Here is a 19,880-nt window from a genome sequence, read left to right on the forward strand (position 1 = left end):
CTGATGCAAAGCGGCGCGCTTTTTTATGGAACGTGCGGTGTGACGTCAGGCGACGTTATCGCGCCGGTCACGCAGTTTGACGTAAGCAATCTGTGCATGTTCTGCACAATAGGGCTTACCCGGCAGCGGTGTGGCTCCACAGAAATGGAAGCCCGGTGTGCCGGGGTCGCCAATCGGCCAGCAGCAGGACGGCCCACGGCGCTTTTTGGGTTCCGGGTCGGAAATGCTGCGCAGGGACGTTTTGGGCTTTGCCGAGGCGCGTGGCGCTGCCGGAGCTTTGGCTGGTTTAGCTTCAGCCTTGGGCTGCGGAGCAGGTTTGGGAGCCGGAGCGTCCACAGCCGGGGCCGCAGTTGTAGCAGGCTTGGCGTCTGCTACAGGGGGCGCAGCCTGAGGCGCTTTTTCCTTAGCAGGTGCAGCTGCGGGGGCCGGAGCCGCTTTTGCAGCACTTTCCGTGCCAGCGACTTTGGTTTTGTCACTCCGCCGGATGGGGGACGGACGCGGGGACAGACTCAGACGATGCGCTTTGCCCACCACGGCGTTTTTGGTGATGGAGAGCCGACGGCCAATTTCTGCAGTTGAGAGGCCTTCCGCCCAGAGCTCTTTGAGCCGGGCGATCGTTTCATCGGTCCACTCCATGCACAGGCACCTTTTCGTATTGTCACGGGTCAGTGAAGCCAGATGCTTCAGTGCCGGGCATATTAAGGGCAGAGCAGGGGTATCTCAAGGAGAAAGGCCAGAAATTCTTGAAATCAGGCGGGTTTCTGGCTGTTTTACCGGCCTTAGTGCGTACCGGCTTCCATCATCAGGGGGTAGAGGGAGGCCACCAGCAGGGTGGCCATGGTCAGGTTGAACCCACGCAGAATGGCAGGCTGGCTCAGCCACCGGCGCATGAGGGCACCAAAGCTGGTCCACAGGCTGACGCACGGGATGGCGGTGAGCCCACAAATGATGCAGGCCAGAGCTAAGCCAAACAGAAAATTCTCGTGCGGCAGATAGGCGGAGACAATCCCAATAGCGATAATCCATGCCTTGGGGTTAACCCACTGGAACCCCGCTGCCTGTAAGAAACTGATGGGCGGGCTCCCCCCGGCTTCAGTCGATGCAGGTTTTGCCGTGGCGATTTTCCATGCCAGCCAGAGCAGATACGCAGCACTCACATATTTCAGCCAGACATACAGCAGAGGAAAGCGCTCAAACACCACGCCCAGCCCCAGCCCAACCAGCGCGACCATCAGTACAAAGCCAAGGGTGACACCAAGCATATGCGGGATGGACCGCCGGAACCCGTGGTTCAGGCCCGAGGCAGCCAGCATGGTGTTGTTCGGACCGGGCGTGATGGAGGCCACCAGAGCGAAAGCGGTCAGGGGGCCGAAGGTGCTCCAGAAGGACATGAGGCGCAAAACTCCGTTTGCAGAAGGCGGAAGAGCCATCATATTCAGGAAAATGCTCTTATGCTACGCTGGTGGTTCAGCCGCAGCGGCCCGAAAGGCCCGGTTGAGCAGTAACTGACAAGCCGGATTGCAGATCACTTTCGGCGCGCCGGCAGCCGCCTGCCATCTGTGCGGTGGATGGCAGAAAGTGCCGGGATCAGCCGCCATACTGACCGTCATCCTATTTGCGTCTGACGGTCAGTATGGCAGATCACCAAAAATTCTGGTCCGTTTTTAAGAAACCACTGTGATAATAAAAAGGTATTGTTTCTTATTCAGTAAAGATTTCCGTATTTCCTCAATGAGATCTGCGTAGTCTGGGAAAGATGTAAAGCAAGCCTGAAAAGCGTTTGCGAGGAAAATATCGGATAACGAAAGACGTTTTTCAAAGAGTTCCTGTTATATTGTAACATCTGCGCGTCTTGTTGTGTTTCCGATACAGATGCATCCTGACAGAAAAGCAGATGTGACCAGAGAACACGTGCAGCACGGTAGCTCTCGGGGTCAGCTTGGGGCTATTCTGAAAAACACATAGCGCATCTGAGAGACGGTGCGCACAAACAGACACAATACACAGGGGATGAGCATGGACGTACGGGCAGCCGTAGCCTTTGAAGCGGGTAAACCGCTGGAAATTGAAACCGTGCAACTGGAAGGCCCGCGTGAGGGTGAAGTTCTGGTGGAAATCAAGGCAACGGGCCTGTGCCACACGGATAAATACACTCTCTCTGGTGCGGACCCGGAAGGTCTGTTTCCGGCTATTCTGGGCCATGAGGGGGCTGGCATTGTGGTTGAGGTCGGCCCCGGTGTGCGGCACCTGAAACCCGGTGACCACGTGATTCCGCTCTACACGCCGGAATGCCGGGAATGTAAATCCTGCCTCTCCCGCAAGACCAACCTGTGCACGGCTATTCGCTCCACACAGGGAAAAGGCCTGATGCCTGATGGGACCTCACGTTTTTCCTTCAAGGGGCAGCCGATCCATCATTATATGGGCTGTTCCACCTTTGCGAATTACACGGTTCTGCCAGAAATCGCGCTGGCTAAAATTCGGGAAGATGCCCCGTTTGATAAGGTCTGTTACATCGGCTGTGGCGTGACGACCGGCATCGGCGCAGTGCTGTTTACGGCGAAGGTCGAGACGGGCTCCACAGTCGTGGTGTTCGGGCTGGGTGGCATTGGGCTGAATGTCATTCAGGGTGCCAAAATGGTGGGGGCCGATCGCATTATCGGTGTGGACATCAACCCGGAGCGGGAAGCCATTGCTCGCAAATTCGGTATGACCGATTTTGTGAACCCGAAGGATCTGGGCCCGAAAGGCGATCTGGTTGGCTATCTGATTGAACTGACAGATGGCGGCGCGGATTACACGTTTGAATGTGTGGGCAACCCGACTCTGATGCGTCAGGCGCTGGAATGTGCCCATCGTGGGTGGGGTGTTTCAACCATCATCGGTGTGGCTGGGGCCGGGCAGGAAATAAGCACGCGACCGTTCCAGCTTGTTACGGGGCGCCGGTGGATTGGGTCCGCTTTTGGTGGGGCACGTGGACGGACCGATGTTCCAAAAATTGTTGATTGGTACATGGATCATAAGATCAATATTGATCTTATGATTACCCACAAGCTCCCGCTGGAAAAAATCAACGAGGGCTTTGATATGATGGCGCGCGGGGAGAGTATCCGCACAGTTGTAGAATATTAAAACGTGTTTCAGCCCCGGCCTTTTTGTGCCGGGGCTTTTTTAATGCGTCGCTCAGGGCAGAAGGCGCAGCACTGTGTCCGCAGGGCGGCATGCCGCAGCCCCTTTATTCGTCACGACAATCGGGCGGTTGAGCAGAGCAGGGTGTTCAGCAATCGCGTCCAGAATCTGATCATCCGTGACACTCGGGTCTTTTAGCCCCAGTTCTTCATAGAGCGGGCCTTTCTGGCGCAGCAGATCTCGTGCTGTCAGCTCGGTCTGGTTTACAAGCTCGGCCAGCCTTTCCCGGCTGGGCGGTGTTTTCAGATACAGCACAATTTCCGGCTCAATCCCGGCGTCCCGAATGAGGCCAAGGACGGTGCGGGACGTGCCGCAGGCGGGGTTGTGGTACAGCGTGACAGTCATGAACAGCGTCCTTGTAGCAGGTGAAAAAGAAAGACAGCCTCAGACGGGCAGAGGACGATTATCGGCAATCGCTTCCATCGCCATGTAAGAGGTGACGGTATCAATGTCGATTTTTTCTATCATTTTGCGATAAATGGCATCAAAGGCATTCATGTCCCGCGCAACCACCTTCAGCATGTAGTCATACTCACCGGCAATCCGATAGAAATCGACAATATTGGGAATGGAGAGGATGATCTGCCGGAAGCTTTTCAGCCACTCCTGTGAATGGTGGCGTGTTTTGATGAGCACGAGCACCGTCAGATCCAGCTCCACCGCCGCACGGTCCAGCTGCAGCGTTTGCCCTTGCATCACCCCCGCTGCGCGCAGAGCTTGCAGACGCCGCCAGCACGCATTTTGTGACATGCCGACCCGCTCTGCCAGATCCCGCTGAGATAGCGAGGCATCCTGCTGCAAGGCGCGGAGGATTGCACGATCAAAACTATCAAGTTTATGGGTCATAACCGATCATATGATCGAATATGACGGGATTCAATCATGAAATAGGGAAACTTTTTTGGATTGGTGTTTCTTATGATGGCGGAACAGCCTTTTCCAGTCTGCGTGGTTCCGGAATTATGATGACACCTTCCCCCGAAAACTTCTTTTCCCATTTTGCCAAAACCTTGCAGGGTGACGATGTGATTACCCGCCTGAGGGACGATCTGATTGGCGATAACCTGACCATTCCCGGTCCGTTTGGTCCCAAAAAGCTGGTCTATGCGGATTACGTTGCTTCAGGTCGGGCTCTGGGTGTGATTGAGCAGGCCATCGCCACGCAGGTGCTGCCCTACTATGCCAACAGCCATACGGAGGCCTCGTTCTGCGGGCAGGTGATGAACCGTATGCGGCATGAGGCCCGGCAAATCATTGCGCGCCTGTGCGGCGCTGAGCAGGGGTTTGCGACAATCTTCACGGGGAATGGTGCAACGGCAGGCCTGAACCGGCTCGTGCATCTGCTGGGAGTGCGGGATGCTGTGCGGGCCGGCGAGTGCCCGCTTGTGCTGATCGGCCCGTATGAACACCACTCCAATATCCTGCCCTGGCGGGAAAGCGGTGCGGAACTGATTGAAATTGCGGAAGCGCCAGATGGTGGTCCGGATCTGGCCCAACTGGAAGCCCATCTGGCCGCAGCGGCCCCGGAACGTCTGAAAATCGGTGCGTTTTCCAGTGCCTCGAATGTCACAGGTATTGTAACAGATACTGATTCTGTCACACGACTTCTCAAAAAATATGGTGCGAAATCTGTCTGGGATTATGCCGGGGGTGGTCCTTACCTGCCGATTGACATGAAGGCCGGGACAGATGCGGAAAAAGATGCCGTCGTGCTTTCTATACATAAGTTCATTGGTGGCCCCGGCGCATCCGGTGTGCTGATTGTGCGGGAGGCGGCTGTCGCAACACAGGAGCCAACGCTACCCGGTGGGGGCACGGTGCGGTTTGTCTCTCCGTGGGGGCATGATTACTCAGGCAGTGTTACTGCGCGGGAAGAAGCTGGTACGCCGGATGTCGTTGGCAATATTCGGGCCGCTCTGTGTTTTCTGGTTAAGGATGCCATTGGTGCGGCGTTTATGGCGGAGCGAAATCACACGCTTTATCAGCGGGCCTATGACGCATGGCATGCCAACCCTTATCTGGAAATTCTGGGAAATGCGCAGGCAAAACAGCATCTGCCTATTTTCTCATTCCGCGTGAAGGATACAGACGGAAAGCTGATTCACCATCAACTCTTTACGCGGATGCTGTCAGATCTGTATGGCATTCAGGCGCGTGGCGGATGTGCCTGCGCGGGACCGTATGCGCATCGGCTTCTCTCGCTTGGTCAGGACGAATCCATGCGAATGCATGAAGCAATCCGTGCCGGGCAGGAAGTGGAAAAGCCGGGCTGGGTGCGTCTGAACTTCAGTGTGCTGATGGATGATGCCAAGGTGGCGTATATTCTGAAATCCGTGAATGAACTGGCTGAAAATGCCAGTGTTATTGCGCAGTCTTATCTCTGTGACACCGCTACGGCGCGCTTTAAATATCAGGAGACACTGGCAGCGGAATAAGCGCCGGTTGGCAGATATGTTTATTTCACGATGAACTTTGCCTCCTATTTCCTGTTCACTCAGTCAGACGTGCGTGCAGAGCTCAGCCACACCTTGTCGCTTTCTGCACCACAAGGTCAGTTCCTTACCTATCCTGCGTCAAAAGGAGCTGGTTACCGGGAACCGAGTGAACACTAAAGAGGAGCGCAGTCGCATCATGAAATTTGATCTTAAAGGCCGGAAAGCCATTGTGACGGGGTCTACCCTCGGGATTGGTCTGGCAACAGCCAAAGGGCTTGCAGCAGCGGGGGCAGACGTTGTGGTGAATGGACGCAAGCAGGAGGCTTGCGAGAAAGCTATTGCCGCCATCAAAAAAGATGTGTCGGATGCTCAAGTGACATTTTGTAAGGCGGATCTTGGAACAGCAGAGGGATGTGACTCTCTCGTTTCGGCCCATCCTTCCTGCGATATTCTGGTGAATAATGTTGGTATTTTCTCACCGAAAGATTTCTTTGAAACAACCGACGAGACCTGGACGCAGTTTTTTGATGTGAATGTCATGTCCGGCGTGCGGCTCTCCCGCGCTTATCTGCCTGCTATGGAAAAGAAGGGCTGGGGGCGCGTTATTTTCATCTCTTCTGAATCTGCGCAGAATATTCCAGTCGATATGATTCATTACGGTTTCTCCAAAACGGCGCAGCTTGCCGTCTCCCGTGGTCTGGCCAAGCGGATGGCCGGCACAGGTGTGACGGTCAATGCAGTTCTGCCCGGACCGACGTTGTCCGAGGGGGTGCAGGCCATGTTTAAGGAAAAAATGCAGGAAACCGGAAAATCTCTTGAAGAGGTCAGTGAAGAATTTGTGCGAACCCAGCGCCCGTCTTCTCTGATCAGACGCCCGGCCAGCGTGGAAGAAGTCGCAAACATGATCCTGTATGTAGCGTCTCAGGAAGCGTCTGCTACAACGGGCGCCGCTCTGCGGGTTGAAGGTGGCATTCTGGAAACGATTTTCTAATATTGAAAAAGTCTTTAAATTAAAATCATCTTCTCCATGGCAGGAGAGAACTGCCATTTGGGGAAATAAGGGGGCGTATGAATTCATGACATAATGTTCATGAACTCATACGCAACGTCTGCGCCGTTTCCTCGTTGGAAGTGTAAGGTTTTACAATGGGCGAGCACAATCGGTGCCGAAATGACAAGCGCGCTGGTGTTTCGTCTTTACACAATGCGGTGTAGAGACATCCTGATGCTTTCGTCCACTTTCCTATAAAGGGGACTATCATGACAGCTTCCACCACAGATAAAATCAGCTCTACCCTGACGGCTGTGGCCGATACGGTAACGGCGGCCACCACGGATAAATCCGGTTTGTCTTCCGCCCTTATTCATTATCTGGAACACAACAATAACGCCGGGCAGGCAATTGTACGTCGGCATGCAGAACAGCATGGTTTGCAGTCCGTTGTGTCCCACTGGGAAAACCACGCTGTTGTGGAACCCACGACGGAAGACGTTGTGCAGAAGCTTCTGCCGTCTGAGGTGATTGACCGACTGGCGGCAGAAAGTGGTCTGTCCCGTGGTGCTGCGATTACAAACCTGCAGGAAGTGCTGCCGCCTGCTTGCCGCACGGACAAGGTTGATGCGCAGCGGAAAGCACGTCAGGCCTAAAAACTCTCTGCCCGCAGGTTTATCCTGCGGGGCGCCTTGCATTGTCTGAGTGCTCTTAAAGCTATCTCGTTCCTTTATTGGAGCGAGGTGGCTTTTTTTATTGGGGGATGCGTATTTTTAAAAAGGTGACGCCGCGTAGGAATGGCGGCAAAAAGCCTTGAGAGATCAGAAGACCAGTAAGGTGGGCAAGATGCTGAAAAACCTGTTCAGACGGTGGGGGCAGGGAGACCGGGCCAGCACTGTGCGCGATAGTCTGGCGGGGCTTTCTCTTGCCTGTATGAATATCCCGCAGGTTCTGGGGTATGCTCGTATTGCCGGGATGCCTGCTGTAACCGGGCTGTATACAGTTTTGCTACCGCTGGTGGCGTTTGCTGGTGTCGGGTCTTCGCGGCATCTGGTCGTGGCGGCAGATTCTGCAACCGCGGCCATTTTTTCCAGTGCTCTGGCACGCATGGCCCCGCCGGGCAGTGCGCATTACATGGCGCTTGTCAGCATGGTCGCGCTGTTGAGCGCCGGGTTCCTGCTGGCAGCGCGGTTGTTCAGGCTAGGGTTTCTGGCCGATTTTCTCTCCCGCACGGTGCTGGTTGGGTTTATGGCGGGTGTTGGCCTGCAGGTCGGCATTGCAATGGCGTATGACATGCTGGGCTTACAGGCCACAGCGCATAATCCTTTTCTCCAGTTTGTAGAGTTGCTGAAGGCGCTCCCGCATCTTGCGCCGTTAAGTGCGGCAATCTCGCTTGTTATGTGCCTGCTTTTATATACCGGAGAGAAATTTGCACCGCACAAGCCACTGGCGCTGGTCCTGGTGGTTGGAAGCATTTTCGCCAGTTGGGCTATGGGGCTGGAGGCGCGAGGCGTTGCTCTGGTAGGGCCACTGTCTGGCGGCTTGCCGTCCCTGCATTTCCCCAGGGTGGGGTGGAATGACATGCTTAGCTTGCTGCCGGTGGCGACTTCCTGCGTGTTCGTCATTATTGCGCAAAGTGCCGCAACATCCCGCACGTACGCTTACAAGTTTCAGGAAGATGTTGACGCAAACAGGGATATTCTGGGGTTAAGTGCTGCCAATGCAATGGCCGCCTTGAGCGGCACTTTTACGGTCAATGGCAGCCCGACGCAGACAGCCATGGCCGTGCAGGCCGGCGCTCGTAGCCAGAAGGCACAACTTGTTTTTGCCTGTGTCACGCTGGTTGTTTTACTCTTTCTCACGGGCCCCCTGCACTATCTGCCACGGTGTGTGCTGAGGGCTATTGTTTTTAGTGTTGCGATGGGGATGATTGACCTGCGCGCCTTATGGCGCATACGGCAGGAAAGCCCCGGAGAGTTCGGTCTGGCGCTGATCACCGCTGCTACGGTTGTGGGGGTGGGGGTGGAGCAAGGTATTCTGGTAGCGATTGCGCTCTCCCTGTTCCGCCATGTGCGGCATAGTTATGAACCACACACTATGGTTTTGCAGGAAGATGCCCAGACCAAGCTTCTGGAAGCCTCCCCAGTCAAGGCTGGGGTTGAAACGGAACCGGGCCTGATTGTGTATCGGTTCTGTGCAGATTTATTCTATGCGAACTGTAACCGCTTTGCAGATGATATCCGGTTTCTGATTAAAACAGCACCCACCCCTGTTCGCTGCATTGTGGTGGATGCAAGTGCTATTACGGATATTGATTATTCTGCCGCCAGCCTTTTGCGTACCGTTTTGCAGGAATTACAGGCAAAGTCTGTTTTGATTGCTTTTGGGCGGGTTAATCCGTTTTTACGGGCCGATATGGACCGCCATCGGATTAGTGCTGTTTTGGGTGAGGGCAATATTTATGCCCAACTCCATACCGCAGTGGCCGCGGCCCGCTCTCATGCCCGGTGCGAAAAGGCATGAGAGCGGCAGCTTGTGAGGCTTTTTTGTCAGAACAGGCTCAAAGAGGAGGCATGCGCTCCGCTGGTAAGCCATGTGTGTAAAATACCATAAAAACCCAACAAGAAAACAGAATGAATCATTAAAAACTTATAAAATAAAAAGAAGTTTCTGAATGATATAAAAAACCCCACGCCAGAAGTCCGACGTGGGGTAAAAAAGGTCTTTCTGCATACACTCCGTTACGGGAAGAGCTTACGCACAACCCGATAAGCAATGATATAAAGCAGAAGGTAAAATGCGGGAATAAACAGAATTATTCCTTCAAGATCACCTAACATGATTAAACCTCCTGATCTGAAGAGGAGCCGATTTTGCCGTCCTGCTGCGCATCCAGCAGGATTGCGCCGGCACCGGAAATGAGAATGATCATGATGGTACCAATCACCCAGGCGAAGTACCAGGGGCCCTGATCCCCCACAAAAACGGCAAACAGCAGGGAGACGACCAGAGCAGCGGCCAGACCGGCCAGACGTAACAGTTGCATGGTAAAGTTCCCTTTTAGTAGCTGTGGCTATCGTTAACGATGTCCGCCGTGTGAACTTTGCCGCGCATCACGTAGTAGCACCATGAGGTGTAGCAGAGGATGATGGGTACAAAGATCAACGCGACAACCAGCATGCAGGTCAGGCCATAAGCACTGGCGGAGCTGTTCCAGATGGTCAGGCTCTGGTCCGGTGCGGTGGTGGAGGGCATGAAGAACGGGAACATTGCTGCAGCAACCGTGCCAATGGTGCCAATCCATGAACCAAGCCCAATCCACCAGGCGAGAATGACCTTGTTCATGCGTGCAGCCAGTGTTCCGCCAATCATGCTGGCCAGCCCAAGCAGGGGCAGCAGCCAGAGGACCGGATGGGCGGCGTAATTATGCAGCCAGCCACCGGCAACCATGGCGACGTGCTGGCCGTGCATGGGGGAGGCCGGCATAGCCGGGTCGACCGGGGCGGTGAAAACAAAGCCCTGCATGCGGGCAATAAAGAAACCACCAATGATAAACAGTATCGCTGCCGTCAGGCCGCCGCGCAGGGCGTAGCGACGGGCACGGTCATAAATCGGGTTTTCTGCCCGCAGCATCAGCATCACGCCACCCTGATACACACTCAGGGCAACGGACATCAGACCGCACAGAATGGCAAACGGGTTCAGCAGATATGAGAAAAAGGAGCTGTCCTGATAATACTGTCCGGTCCAGCCAAAATGGTAGCCAACACCATGCAGGATGTTCCCGAAGGCCGCGCCGTAGATGAACATGGGCAGGAAACCGGAAATCAGAAACACCCAGTCCCAGCTGGCGCGCCAGAGGTGGGAGTCCGCCTTGGAGCGATATTCAAAGGCGACAGGCCGCAGGATCATGCTGAACAGCAGCAGGATCATCACGACATAAAAAACGGAAAAGGACGTGGCATAGAGGGTGGGGAAGGCGGCAAAAATCGCCCCGCCTCCCAGAATAAACCAGACCTGGTTCCCATCCCAGTGCGGGCCGATGATGTTGAGGGCCGTGCGGCGCTCTCCATCATTCCGCCCTACAAAGCGGAGCAGAGTGCCAACGCCCATATCCATGCCGACCATCAGCCCGAGGCCGATCAGCAGCACGCACAGCAGAGCCGCCCAGATCAGTTTGAGAAGTGCATAAAGTTCCATATCAGGACCTTTCTTTCAACAAAAACATCAGTGACCTGAGGCGTGCGGGGTGCCGACAACAGCGCAATGGGCGGCATACGCATCATCACTGTGCGGGGCGTCATGAGCTTCCGGGCCAAGGCGTGCGAACTTGAACATCAGATACAGTTCTGCCGCGATAAAGATGCTGTAGAGCAGCGCAAAACCTGCCAGAGAGAACACCATGTAGGACGTGCTGTGCGTGGAGGCGGACAGGAAGGTCGGCAGCGTGTTGAACACCGTCCAGGGCTGACGGCCAGCTTCTGCAGTAATCCATCCGAATTCTGTTGCCAGAATAGGCAGCGGGATAGACCACATGCAGGCCTTGAGGATGAGCTTGTTCCGCTCCAGCTTGTTCTTCAGGCTCAGGTAAGCGGAAATGGCAAACAGCGCGAAGAAATACAGCGCAAGAAACACCATGATACGGAAAGACCAGAAAGTAACAAACACATTCGGCAGAATGTCGGGTTTCGTCTGTTCCACAACGCTCTGCAGGGCATCTGCCGGAATGGCCGTTACGTCCTGATTGGGGGCGTGGCGGGTGGCCAGAAAGCCAAAGCCGAGGTCGGCTTCATGCGCCTTGAACGCATCCAGATCAGCCTGCTGGTGTGTTTCCTGATACCGGCGCAGGGCAGAGACAGCGACAATCCCGGATTCAATGCGCGGTGCGGCAGCATCTTCCAGTTCGTGCATGCCACGGATAGGCGTGTTGAAGTCATGCGTAATAAGCGGTGTGAGAACAAACGGGACACCAATTTCAAAATGGTTTTCCTGTTTGGCATCATCCGGGAGAGCCGCCAGAATCCACGGTTCATACGGCGGTTTGCTGGTGTGCCACAGGCCTTCAATGGCAGCGATTTTGGTCGGCTGTTCCATATAGTCTTCACGGCCCAGAACATCACCCAGCGTGATGACGGCAACAGTGGAGATAATGCCGAACAGTGCTGCCATACGGAAAGATCGGGCTGCAAACTGCCTGTGCTGACCACGCAGCAGATAAAATGCACTCACACCCATAACAAGCAGAGCCGCAGAGACATACCCGGCAACAGAGGTATGTACGAACTTGGCCTGTGCATCCGGGCTGAAGATCAGTTTTACAAAGCTGTCAAACTGCAGGCGCATGGTGTCCGGGTCAAAATGCGCACCGTGCGGCACGTTCATGCCGGCGTTCGCAATCAGAATCCACAGGGCAGACAGGTTGGAGCCGAGGGCCACCAGATACGTCACGGCCAGATGGGCCTGTTTGCTCAGGCGGTCCCAGCCAAAAAACATAAGGCCCACAAAGGTGGATTCCATAAAGAAGGCCATCAGACCTTCAATGGCCAGCGGCGTGCCGAACATGTCCCCAAAAAAGCGGGAATACATGGACCAGTTGGTGCCGAATTCAAACTCCATGGTAATGCCGGTGGCAACGCCGAGGGCAAAGTTAATGCCGAACAGCTTGCCCCAGAACATGGCCATATCTTTGTAAATTTTTCTGCCGGTTACAACATAGACAGTTTCCATGGCAGCCAGCATGAATGTCAGGCCCAGCGTGAGGGGGACAAACATGAAGTGGTAAAGCGCTGTCAGCGCGAACTGAAAGCGTGAAAGATCAACAACAGTCGGGTTGATCATGTCCATTTTAAAAATCCTTTATCATAGGCACTCTTAAGCGGGATCTCTGGGGTTATCGTCTCATGGCACCTCCTCCGCCGGGCAGATCTGGCCGCCTGCAAGCGTGAGTGTCCGGTCCATAAACGGGATCAGGGTGCGCCGATGCGTAATGCACAGGATGGTGGCATCCGGCCTTGCGGAAATCAGGCCGTGCATCAGGGCGTATTCGGTTTTCTGGTCCAGCCCTTCTGTGGGTTCATCCAGAATAAGCCATGGGGTATTGCGCAAAAGCGCCTGCGCGAGAACAAGCCTTCTGGCCTGACCACCGGAGAGTGCGAGACCTTCATCCCCAATCAGTGTATCCAACCCGTGGGGTGCGTGCTGCACAAAATCTTCCAGCTGCACAGTGCGCAGGACCTCAGCCATCTGCGTGTCATCCGCGTTCGGGTTGGCAAGCTGGAGCGTGTCCCGAATGGTGCCGTTGAACAGGTGGAAATCCTGTGCGGCGACGCTGATGGTTTTTGCGAGATCTTCCGTTGAAAAATGACGAAGATCCTGACCTCCCAATGTGATCTCACCGCCCTGATATGGATAGAACCGGCTCAGGAGGCTGATCAGGCTGCTCTTGCCAATGCCGGATGCCCCGACAAGCGCCACACGTTCCCCCTGACGGATGGTGAAGCTGGCATGCTCCAGAACCCGGTGCTGGGTATTAGGATATCGTAAGGAAATATCGCGAACGATGAGATCCAGAGGATGGTGCAGAGCAGGTGCGGGGGCGGTGGGAGCAGGAACGCACGGTGCGGCATTGCAGGATGTTTGCAGCCGTTCCGCAGCAATGCGGGCGCGGGTGAAGGCCTGACAGGCTGCGGGCAGAGGCTGCGTAACATCAAAGGCAGCCAGACACCCCAGAGCCAGCATCGGAATTTTCGGCGCAGAGAGTGCGCCCAGATGAAAAGCCCGAACCGCCAGCATGACCACATAAAGGGTTGTCAGCAGACCGATAAAAGTCATCAGGCTGCGTGCACCGCTTTCCAGTGCAGCAAGATGCCGTTCTGTGGCTTGCAGGGTTTTCTGGTGGCTATCCAGTGTCTCAATGCGGGCTTCACTGGCCCCCAGAGTCAGATACTCCCCTAAGCCTGCAAGCGTGTCTGCAAGTTCAGCCTGAAAGGTGCCGCGTTGCGTGGTAAGGGCACGCAGGCAGGGTGCTGAGAGGAGACCGACGCTCATGGGGACCGGCAGAGTGCAGACCAGCAGGCCAAGAGCCAGAATAAGTCCTGCGCTTTTCAGGAAAAATCCGGAAATAAGCGCAAAGGCCAGACCGCACAGAATGGCGCGAGCAAAAGGGATGAACGTTTCTGTGTAGGACTGGCCGACGCGGTCGGTGTCCGACACAAAGCGGGAGAGCAGATCGCCACCCCGTTTGTCGGTCAGTCCGGCCGGGGCCTGTGGGGCGAGTTTTGTATAAACCCAGACCCGCAGGCGGCCCGTCAGGCGCAGACTGGCATCATGCGTGACCAGCCGTTCCAGATACCGTGTGGCAATGCGCAGCGTTGCAAAAAAGCGCACCCCGGTGGCGGGCAGTATCATGTTGAAGGCTTGCTGTGCCGCAAGCCCCGCAGCCCCGGCGCAGGCCGCCCCGGCCAGCAGCCAGCCGGACAGGAACAGCAGCCCGAAGTTGGCAAGGGCTGCAACACAGGCCAAGGCCAGACCGAAGAAAACAGGCCAGCACAGAGCGCGCGTGAAAAGCCCTGAGACGGTAAGAAGATTCATGCGCAGGCCCTCTGCGGTGCGGAGAAGGGTTCTCCGTGCCCGTCACTGATATGCAGGCACTGGTCAGCCAGCGCGACCATGTCGGCATGGTGTGTGGCAACAAGTACAATCCGGTTTGCAGAACAGCGCCGAATGGCGTGGGCAACACGCAGGGCACTGGCCGGGTCCAGATCGGATGTTGGCTCATCAAGACACAGGATATCCGGATTGCGGAGCAGGGCACGTGCCAGAGCCAGCCGCTTGATCTGGCCACCGGAGAGGCATGCGCCTCTTTCCCCGACAGAGGTTGCAAAACCCTGCGGCAAAGCCTCGATAAATTCCAGCGCATCGGCCTGCTGAGCTGCGGCATGCAGTTCCGCGTCGGTTGCGTTGGGTTTGGCCAGCCGCAGAGTGTCGGCAATGCTCCCCATTGTCATCACAGGGCGCTGCGGCACCCATGCGGTGCGGCTTTGCCAGACTTCAAGAGGGGCACCTGTGGTGTCATACGCGGTGATCTGACCGGAAGAGGGCTGTAAAAACCCCAGTACCAGACGTAGGAAAGTTGTTTTCCCGGCGCCACTTTCCCCGGTGATAACGGTCAGTGACCCACGTGACAGCGTGCAGGAAAGCGCCTGAAAAGCTGGCGCTTGTCCCGGATAGCCTGCTGTCAGGTCGGAACACATCAGGTGGGCTATCGGGTGATTCCGGGTGTGTGTCAGCCGGGGCTGGTTTTCCGGTTGCGTCATCTCCGGCAGGGTGAACAGGTCAGCAAGCCTGGCTGCCGCTGCCGTTGCGTTCTGGCGGGCATGGTAGCTGGCGGAAAAAGCCCGGAGCGGCATGAAATATTCCGGTGCCAGCAGCAGGACCAGAAAAGCGGACCGAAAATCAACCGTGCCAGACAGCAGCCGTGCGCCGAAAACCACGGCAACCAGTGCAATGGACAGGCTGGAGAAGAATTCCAGAACAGCAGAGGTCAGGAAAGCGATTTTCATGACGGAAAGCGTACTGGCCCTGTGGGCGTCGGTTGCGGCGGCCATACGGCTGATGCTGGCCTCTGTCTGGCCCAGAAGGCGCAGCGTGCTAAGCCCGCGCAGGGAATCCAGAAAGCTGGAGCCCAGCACAACCAGCTGCATCCATTGCCGGTCCATGATGCTCTGGGCGCTATAGCCAACCAGCGCCATGAAAACCGGAATCAGCGGGCCGGTACAGGCCAGAATGACAAAGCTCCAGCCGTCCAGATGGAGCACCATGGCCAGAATAAGCAGTGGCAGCACGACCATCATGGCGGCACGGGGAATGTACTGCGCAAAATAGGGTTCCAGCGCATCCACCCCTTCTGTCAGGGTGGTAAGAATGCGTCCTGCCGGAAGGGTTGTGCAGCCAACAGGCCCGGCACGGAACAGATGCCGCAGGGCATCGCGCCGCACATGGGCGGCAATGCGCAGTCCTGCTTCTGTCCCCGCCATATCGGCAAGCCATTGCAGAAACAGGCTTCCGCCGAGGCAGGCGAGCAGCAGTAGGATGGTGTGCTGTTCTGCGGCGAAGGGTTTCCCTTTGAACGTCAGATCATCAATCACCCCGGCCAGCAGCGTGAGGTGCAGCACAAACAGGACCGCCGCCATGCCACCCAGCGTGACGCTGCCAGCCAGCCAGCCTTTGGCCCGCCGGGCCATGCCAGCAGTCTGCCAGTCGTTTTTGGGTTGCTTGGAGTGCATGAAGGTTTGCCTGCCTGCGGGAAAGGATCACAAAGAGATAAACTTTCATAATTAATGAAAGCCATATTAAAATATTTACGAAAGTATCTGACGTCAAGGGTGCGGCAGTCTGCGCGACCTGCAGGGCAGCTGCGTCAGGGCTTGAGAAGCTCAGCGATTGCGGAAGGATTGCCAGGAAAAGACAAAAAAAACGGGGCCTTGAAGGCCCCGTCGCTCTCCTCATCGAGAAGATAATATTTAATTTATGTTATTAAGTGTTGGGTTGCTTATCGCCCGAACAGGCACTGCCAGATCATGTAAGTCGCCACGCAGAAAATTACGCAGGCGAAAAAGATGGTCAGCGCCCCTTTGGACTGCGCCATGGAGCGCGCCACGCGGGTGCCCACCAGACTGCCAATGGCGCCCCCCAGAATGAACAGCCCGGCCAGAGACCAGTCCACATAGCCCGAGGCCATATAGCTGGCGGCCGTGCTGAACCCGAAGGCTGAGACTGCCACCAGTGACGTACCAACAGCATTCAGAATCGGCATGCCGGTGGAGACAATCAGGCCCGGCACAATCAGAAAACCGCCGCCAATGCCAAAAAAGCCGGAGAGCAGGCCTGTGCCTGCGCCATAGCCTGCGACTTTGGCGGCGTTATCGCGGTTGCAGCTTGCGCCGGGGCAGCCCTCGTTCCTGCGGCCTCGGAGCATGAGGATGCCGACGCCGATCATAAGGATGGCAAAGCAGAGCAGGAGTTTTTTGCCATCGACAGCCTTGCCGAGACTCGCGCCAACAAACGCCCCCAGCACGCCGCAGGACGCAAAAATGGCAGCGCATCGCCATTTGACCGTATGGGCGCGGGCATGCTGCGCCAGCCCGACCAGCGCATTGATGGCCACGGCCAGCGCGCTGGTGCCAATAGCGACATGCGGGTTGGAAACGCCCACCAGATAGACCATCAGCGGCACCGCCAGAATGGAGCCGCCCCCGCCAATAAGCCCAAGAGTAAAGCCGACCAGTGAGCCGGAAAAAATTTCCAGCCCGGTCTGTAAAAGGGGATCTGACATTTTACGCTTTGTGCCTCAGGTCAAAAAATAGGGGTGCTGCGGTCTGTAGAGCTTAGAGTTTGTTGACGGGGATTTTGATGTAACTGACGCCGTTTTCTTCCGGTTCCGGCATATGGCCGCCACGCATGTTGATCTGCACGGACGGCATAATGAGGTTGGGGAGAGAGAGCGTGGAGTCGCGCTTGGTGCGCATGCTCACAAAGTCCTCTTCTGCCACGCCGTCATGCACATGGACGTTATGGGCGCGCTCGGCCCCAACAGTCGTTTCCCATGCAAATTCGGTGCGGCCCGGTGCTTTGTAGTCATGGCACAGGAACAGGCGCGTCTGTTCCGGCAGAGTGAGCAGGCGGCGGATGGAGTGGAACAGCATCCGGGCATCCCCACCGGGGAAGTCTGCGCGGGCGGTGCCGTAATCGGGCATGAACAGCGTATCGCCAATAAAGGCGGCATCCCCGATCACAAACGCCATGTCAGCCGGGGTATGGCCGGGCACATGGAGGGCGGTGGCTTTCAGATTGCCGATCTGAAACTGGTCCCCATCCCGAAACAGGTGGTCAAACTGGGAGCCATCCCGGGCGAAGCGGGTGCCGGCATTGAAGATTTTGCCAAAAACCTCCTGCACCCGGATGATGTCAGCCCCGATGCCCAGTTTCCCGCTAATCTGCTCCTGTAACCAGGGAGCAGCGGAAAGATGGTCGGCATGGGCATGGGTTTCCAGCTGCCATTCAACTTTCAGCCCCTCTGCCCGCACATAGTCCACAATTTTCTGTGCGGAGTCGTAGCACGTGCGGCCGGACGCTGCGTCATAATCCAGAACGCTGTCCACCACGGCGGCGGCCTTTGTTTCCGGGTCATGCACAACATGGCTGGCCGTAAAGGTAGCTTCATCGAAAAAGGTTTTAACAACTGGCTTTTGAGCCGGGTTGCGTTCAGCATTCAGGATCTGGGCTGTCGCTGCGGCAATAGGGGCATCCGTCATGAGGTGCGTCCTTGTTAGTTTCTAAATTAATTTAAAAGTGTATCTTCATTTTCATTAAATACGAAACCATCTTGCGTCAAGGATAGTAACCCGCGTAAGTAACGCAGCATGAGCGATCCTACGTTTGAAGCATGTCCCCTCTTTCAGGCTCCGCCACCCCTCAAGATTGGCGATATGGCCCCGGATTTCGTGGCGAGGACCACGCAGGGCGACCTGACTTTAAGCAATCTGCGCGGGCATTGGGTGATTCTGTTCTCCCACCCGGCGGATTTCACGCCCGTTTGCACAAGTGAGTTCATCGCTTTTGCCAAGGCTGAGCCGCAGTTCCGCGCCATGAACTGCGCGCTGGTAGGGCTCTCCATTGATAGTCTGCCCTCTCATCTCGCTTGGGTGGATGCCATCCGGGCGCAGTTTGGCGTCGTGATTCCGTTCCCGGTGGTGGAAGATCCCTCCATGGTCATCGGCCGTGCCTACGGCATGCTGGACAGCACGGCCCAGAGTAGTGCCACGGTGCGGGCTGTTTATGTGATTGACCCTGAAGGCATCGTGCGGGCCATTACATGGTACCCCATGACAGTGGGGCGCTCCGTCATGGAACTGATGCGCCTGCTCGCAGCGTTGCAGCGTGTAGCAGAAGGCGATGTGCTGACCCCTGAAGGCTGGATGCCGGGCGACGATGTGGTGAGCCCCGCAGCTCAGACGCAGGATGCCGTGGCCGATGCCGGGCCGGCTTGGTTCATGGCGTTGCAGCAGGATGCAAAGGTATGAGCTCCCTCTCGTTCGACATGGCCAAGCAGCTGGTGGAACGATTGAAGCTGTTTGCCCAGCCCCAGCGCCTGATGATTCTGGACGCTTTGCTGGATGGCGCTCTGGCGGTGAGCGAACTGGAGAGCACAACCGGTATTGGCCAGCCTACTCTGAGCCAGCAACTGGGCACCTTGCGGCGCGCCGGTATTATTGTGCCGCGCCGGGAATCCCGCACCATTTACTACAGCCTTGCCAGTGATGAAGACGTGTTGCGCGCACGGGCTTTGATTGGCCTGCTGCGGGAAGACCGCTTGGCGCTGCCGCTTTTGCAGGAAGTGTCCGAGCGGCGCGCAGCACTGCCCGCACGCCCCAAAACGCAGGAAGAAGGCGGAGCGCAGTTTGCGTTCATCCGCCCCGGTTTATCTGCATCCTCATCCTGACGCGCTGGCTTTGCTGGTAATGAACCGAGCCTTAAGGGGCAGCCCTCATAGTGTAAGGCTGCCCTTAGAAGTGAAAGGTGCTCAGGCGGGAGTGCCGCCTGATACCTTGGGGGCCGCCAGCCGGAAGAGCGGTCCGGTCAGAACAGTTGAAATCACCGCCAGCACCATCAGGGATGCAAAGGCGAATTCTGAGATCATGCCCTGTTCGTGCAGAATGGTGGCTGCGACAATTTCCATCAGGCCTTTGCATTGCAAAAGCGCGCCAATGCTCAGCCGCTGCCTGCCATTAAGCCCGGCAGCAGGAGGGAACAGAGAGACCGCACCAATTTTGGTGACGACCGAAAGCACCACCAGCATCAGTGAGGCAATGACGGACGGCCAGGTCAGGGCGTCGCCATTGATATGCAGTCCGCTATGGCCAAAGAACATGGGGGCAAGCCAGATCAGCGAGAACGTACCGACTTCTTCCACCGGCAGGCGGCGAACCCAGCTGGGGGGCATGATGGCTCCGGCAAAATACGCCCCGATCAGCTCATGCAGGCCAAGCTGCATACTGGCCCAGGAGCCTGCGGCCAGATAAACGGGCACGGCCAGCCAGATCACCCACAGCGGCGGATGCTTTAAATTGCGGGTGGCCCAGCTTCCGGCCAGCGCCAGCCCAACCAGTAGCGCGATGGCCACGAATTCCAGCCCGGTCCAGCCTTTCAGGCTGGCGGACCCTCGGGCGGCAAATTGCAGGGTGGACTTGTAACGGTTTTGTGCCGGT

At 56.5% G+C, this 19,880-nt stretch carries 19 protein-coding genes; 7 read left to right on the forward strand and 12 right to left on the reverse strand.

Annotation, left to right across the window (positions count from 1 at the left end; all coding sequences use genetic code 11):
- Nucleotides 1-45: 45 nt before the first annotated feature.
- Together AD928_RS10995 and AD928_RS11000 are read right to left on the reverse strand one after the other, a co-directional pair.
- The gene (locus tag AD928_RS10995; protein WP_062250517.1) at nt 46-636 is read right to left on the reverse strand and encodes a GcrA family cell cycle regulator; all 591 of its coding nucleotides are present in this window, start codon (nt 634-636) and stop codon (nt 46-48) included.
- 143 nt (nt 637-779) lie between these two features.
- Nucleotides 780-1,391 (reverse strand): LysE family translocator, encoded by a 612-nt coding sequence (locus AD928_RS11000; RefSeq protein ID WP_209436690.1) that lies wholly within the window; start codon nt 1,389-1,391, stop codon nt 780-782.
- A 625-nt stretch (nt 1,392-2,016) separates the two neighbouring features.
- Between AD928_RS11000 and AD928_RS11005 the strand changes: the two genes are divergently transcribed.
- Nucleotides 2,017-3,132 (forward strand): S-(hydroxymethyl)glutathione dehydrogenase/class III alcohol dehydrogenase, encoded by a 1,116-nt coding sequence (locus AD928_RS11005; protein WP_062250553.1) that lies wholly within the window; start codon nt 2,017-2,019, stop codon nt 3,130-3,132.
- A 51-nt stretch (nt 3,133-3,183) separates the two neighbouring features.
- Here AD928_RS11005 and arsC read toward each other — a convergent pair whose 3' ends face one another.
- Nucleotides 3,184-3,534, reverse strand: coding sequence for an arsenate reductase (glutaredoxin) (arsC, locus tag AD928_RS11010; RefSeq protein ID WP_062250519.1), 351 nt, complete (start codon nt 3,532-3,534; stop codon nt 3,184-3,186).
- A gap of 39 nt (nt 3,535-3,573) precedes the next feature.
- A complete protein-coding gene (locus AD928_RS11015) occupies nt 3,574-4,035 on the reverse strand; it encodes an Lrp/AsnC family transcriptional regulator (protein ID WP_062250521.1) in 462 nt (153 codons plus the stop codon).
- A 116-nt stretch (nt 4,036-4,151) separates the two neighbouring features.
- Between AD928_RS11015 and AD928_RS11020 the strand changes: the two genes are divergently transcribed.
- The 4 genes from AD928_RS11020 to AD928_RS11035 all read left to right on the forward strand — a co-directional run bounded on the left by AD928_RS11020 (nt 4,152) and on the right by AD928_RS11035 (nt 9,138).
- Entirely contained in the window at nt 4,152-5,624 is a 1,473-nt protein-coding gene (locus AD928_RS11020; protein WP_062250556.1) for an aminotransferase class V-fold PLP-dependent enzyme, read from the forward strand.
- Nucleotides 5,625-5,820: 196 nt separating this feature from the next.
- Nucleotides 5,821-6,615 (forward strand): SDR family NAD(P)-dependent oxidoreductase, encoded by a 795-nt coding sequence (locus AD928_RS11025; protein WP_062250522.1) that lies wholly within the window; start codon nt 5,821-5,823, stop codon nt 6,613-6,615.
- Between the two features lie 269 nt (nt 6,616-6,884).
- Nucleotides 6,885-7,271 (forward strand): hypothetical protein, encoded by a 387-nt coding sequence (locus AD928_RS11030; RefSeq protein WP_062141596.1) that lies wholly within the window; start codon nt 6,885-6,887, stop codon nt 7,269-7,271.
- 190 nt (nt 7,272-7,461) lie between these two features.
- Nucleotides 7,462-9,138, forward strand: coding sequence for a SulP family inorganic anion transporter (locus AD928_RS11035; RefSeq protein ID WP_062250559.1), 1,677 nt, complete (start codon nt 7,462-7,464; stop codon nt 9,136-9,138).
- A 319-nt stretch (nt 9,139-9,457) separates the two neighbouring features.
- Here AD928_RS11035 and AD928_RS11040 read toward each other — a convergent pair whose 3' ends face one another.
- The 7 genes from AD928_RS11040 to AD928_RS11070 form a co-directional block, all read right to left on the reverse strand.
- Complete coding sequence (locus AD928_RS11040; protein WP_062250524.1) at nt 9,458-9,661, reverse strand: hypothetical protein; 204 nt, start codon at nt 9,659-9,661, stop codon at nt 9,458-9,460.
- A 14-nt stretch (nt 9,662-9,675) separates the two neighbouring features.
- Nucleotides 9,676-10,815, reverse strand: coding sequence for a cytochrome d ubiquinol oxidase subunit II (cydB, locus tag AD928_RS11045; RefSeq protein ID WP_062250526.1), 1,140 nt, complete (start codon nt 10,813-10,815; stop codon nt 9,676-9,678).
- 27 nt (nt 10,816-10,842) lie between these two features.
- Entirely contained in the window at nt 10,843-12,459 is a 1,617-nt protein-coding gene (locus tag AD928_RS11050) for a cytochrome ubiquinol oxidase subunit I (RefSeq protein WP_062250527.1), read from the reverse strand.
- A gap of 54 nt (nt 12,460-12,513) precedes the next feature.
- Nucleotides 12,514-14,205 carry a thiol reductant ABC exporter subunit CydC gene (gene cydC, locus AD928_RS11055; RefSeq protein WP_062250529.1) on the reverse strand — a complete coding sequence of 564 codons (1,692 nt, stop codon included), beginning with the start codon at nt 14,203-14,205 and terminating at the stop codon, nt 12,514-12,516.
- Nucleotides 14,202-15,899, reverse strand: a complete 1,698-nt coding sequence (gene cydD / locus AD928_RS11060) for a thiol reductant ABC exporter subunit CydD (protein WP_062250531.1) — start codon at nt 15,897-15,899, stop codon at nt 14,202-14,204. Before cydD ends, cydC begins: the two co-directional genes overlap by 4 nt.
- Before the next feature lie 266 nt (nt 15,900-16,165).
- A complete protein-coding gene (locus tag AD928_RS11065) occupies nt 16,166-16,948 on the reverse strand; it encodes a sulfite exporter TauE/SafE family protein (RefSeq protein ID WP_062250532.1) in 783 nt (260 codons plus the stop codon).
- A gap of 52 nt (nt 16,949-17,000) precedes the next feature.
- Entirely contained in the window at nt 17,001-17,927 is a 927-nt protein-coding gene (locus tag AD928_RS11070) for an MBL fold metallo-hydrolase (RefSeq protein ID WP_062250534.1), read from the reverse strand.
- 108 nt (nt 17,928-18,035) lie between these two features.
- Here AD928_RS11070 and AD928_RS11075 point away from each other — a divergent pair, with 108 nt between their 5' ends.
- Nucleotides 18,036-18,695 carry a peroxiredoxin gene (locus AD928_RS11075; RefSeq protein ID WP_062141590.1) on the forward strand — a complete coding sequence of 220 codons (660 nt, stop codon included), beginning with the start codon at nt 18,036-18,038 and terminating at the stop codon, nt 18,693-18,695.
- On the forward strand, nt 18,692-19,114 hold the full coding sequence (locus tag AD928_RS11080) for an ArsR/SmtB family transcription factor (RefSeq protein ID WP_062141589.1): 423 nt from the start codon (nt 18,692-18,694) through the stop codon (nt 19,112-19,114). Before AD928_RS11075 ends, AD928_RS11080 begins: the two co-directional genes overlap by 4 nt.
- Before the next feature lie 81 nt (nt 19,115-19,195).
- Here AD928_RS11080 and AD928_RS11085 read toward each other — a convergent pair.
- A partial coding sequence (locus AD928_RS11085; RefSeq protein WP_209436691.1) for a cation:proton antiporter occupies nt 19,196-19,880 on the reverse strand: 685 nt, incomplete at its 5' end.

The sequence above is a fragment of the Acetobacter cerevisiae genome (assembly GCF_001580535.1).
Lineage (GTDB): Bacteria > Pseudomonadota > Alphaproteobacteria > Acetobacterales > Acetobacteraceae > Acetobacter > Acetobacter cerevisiae.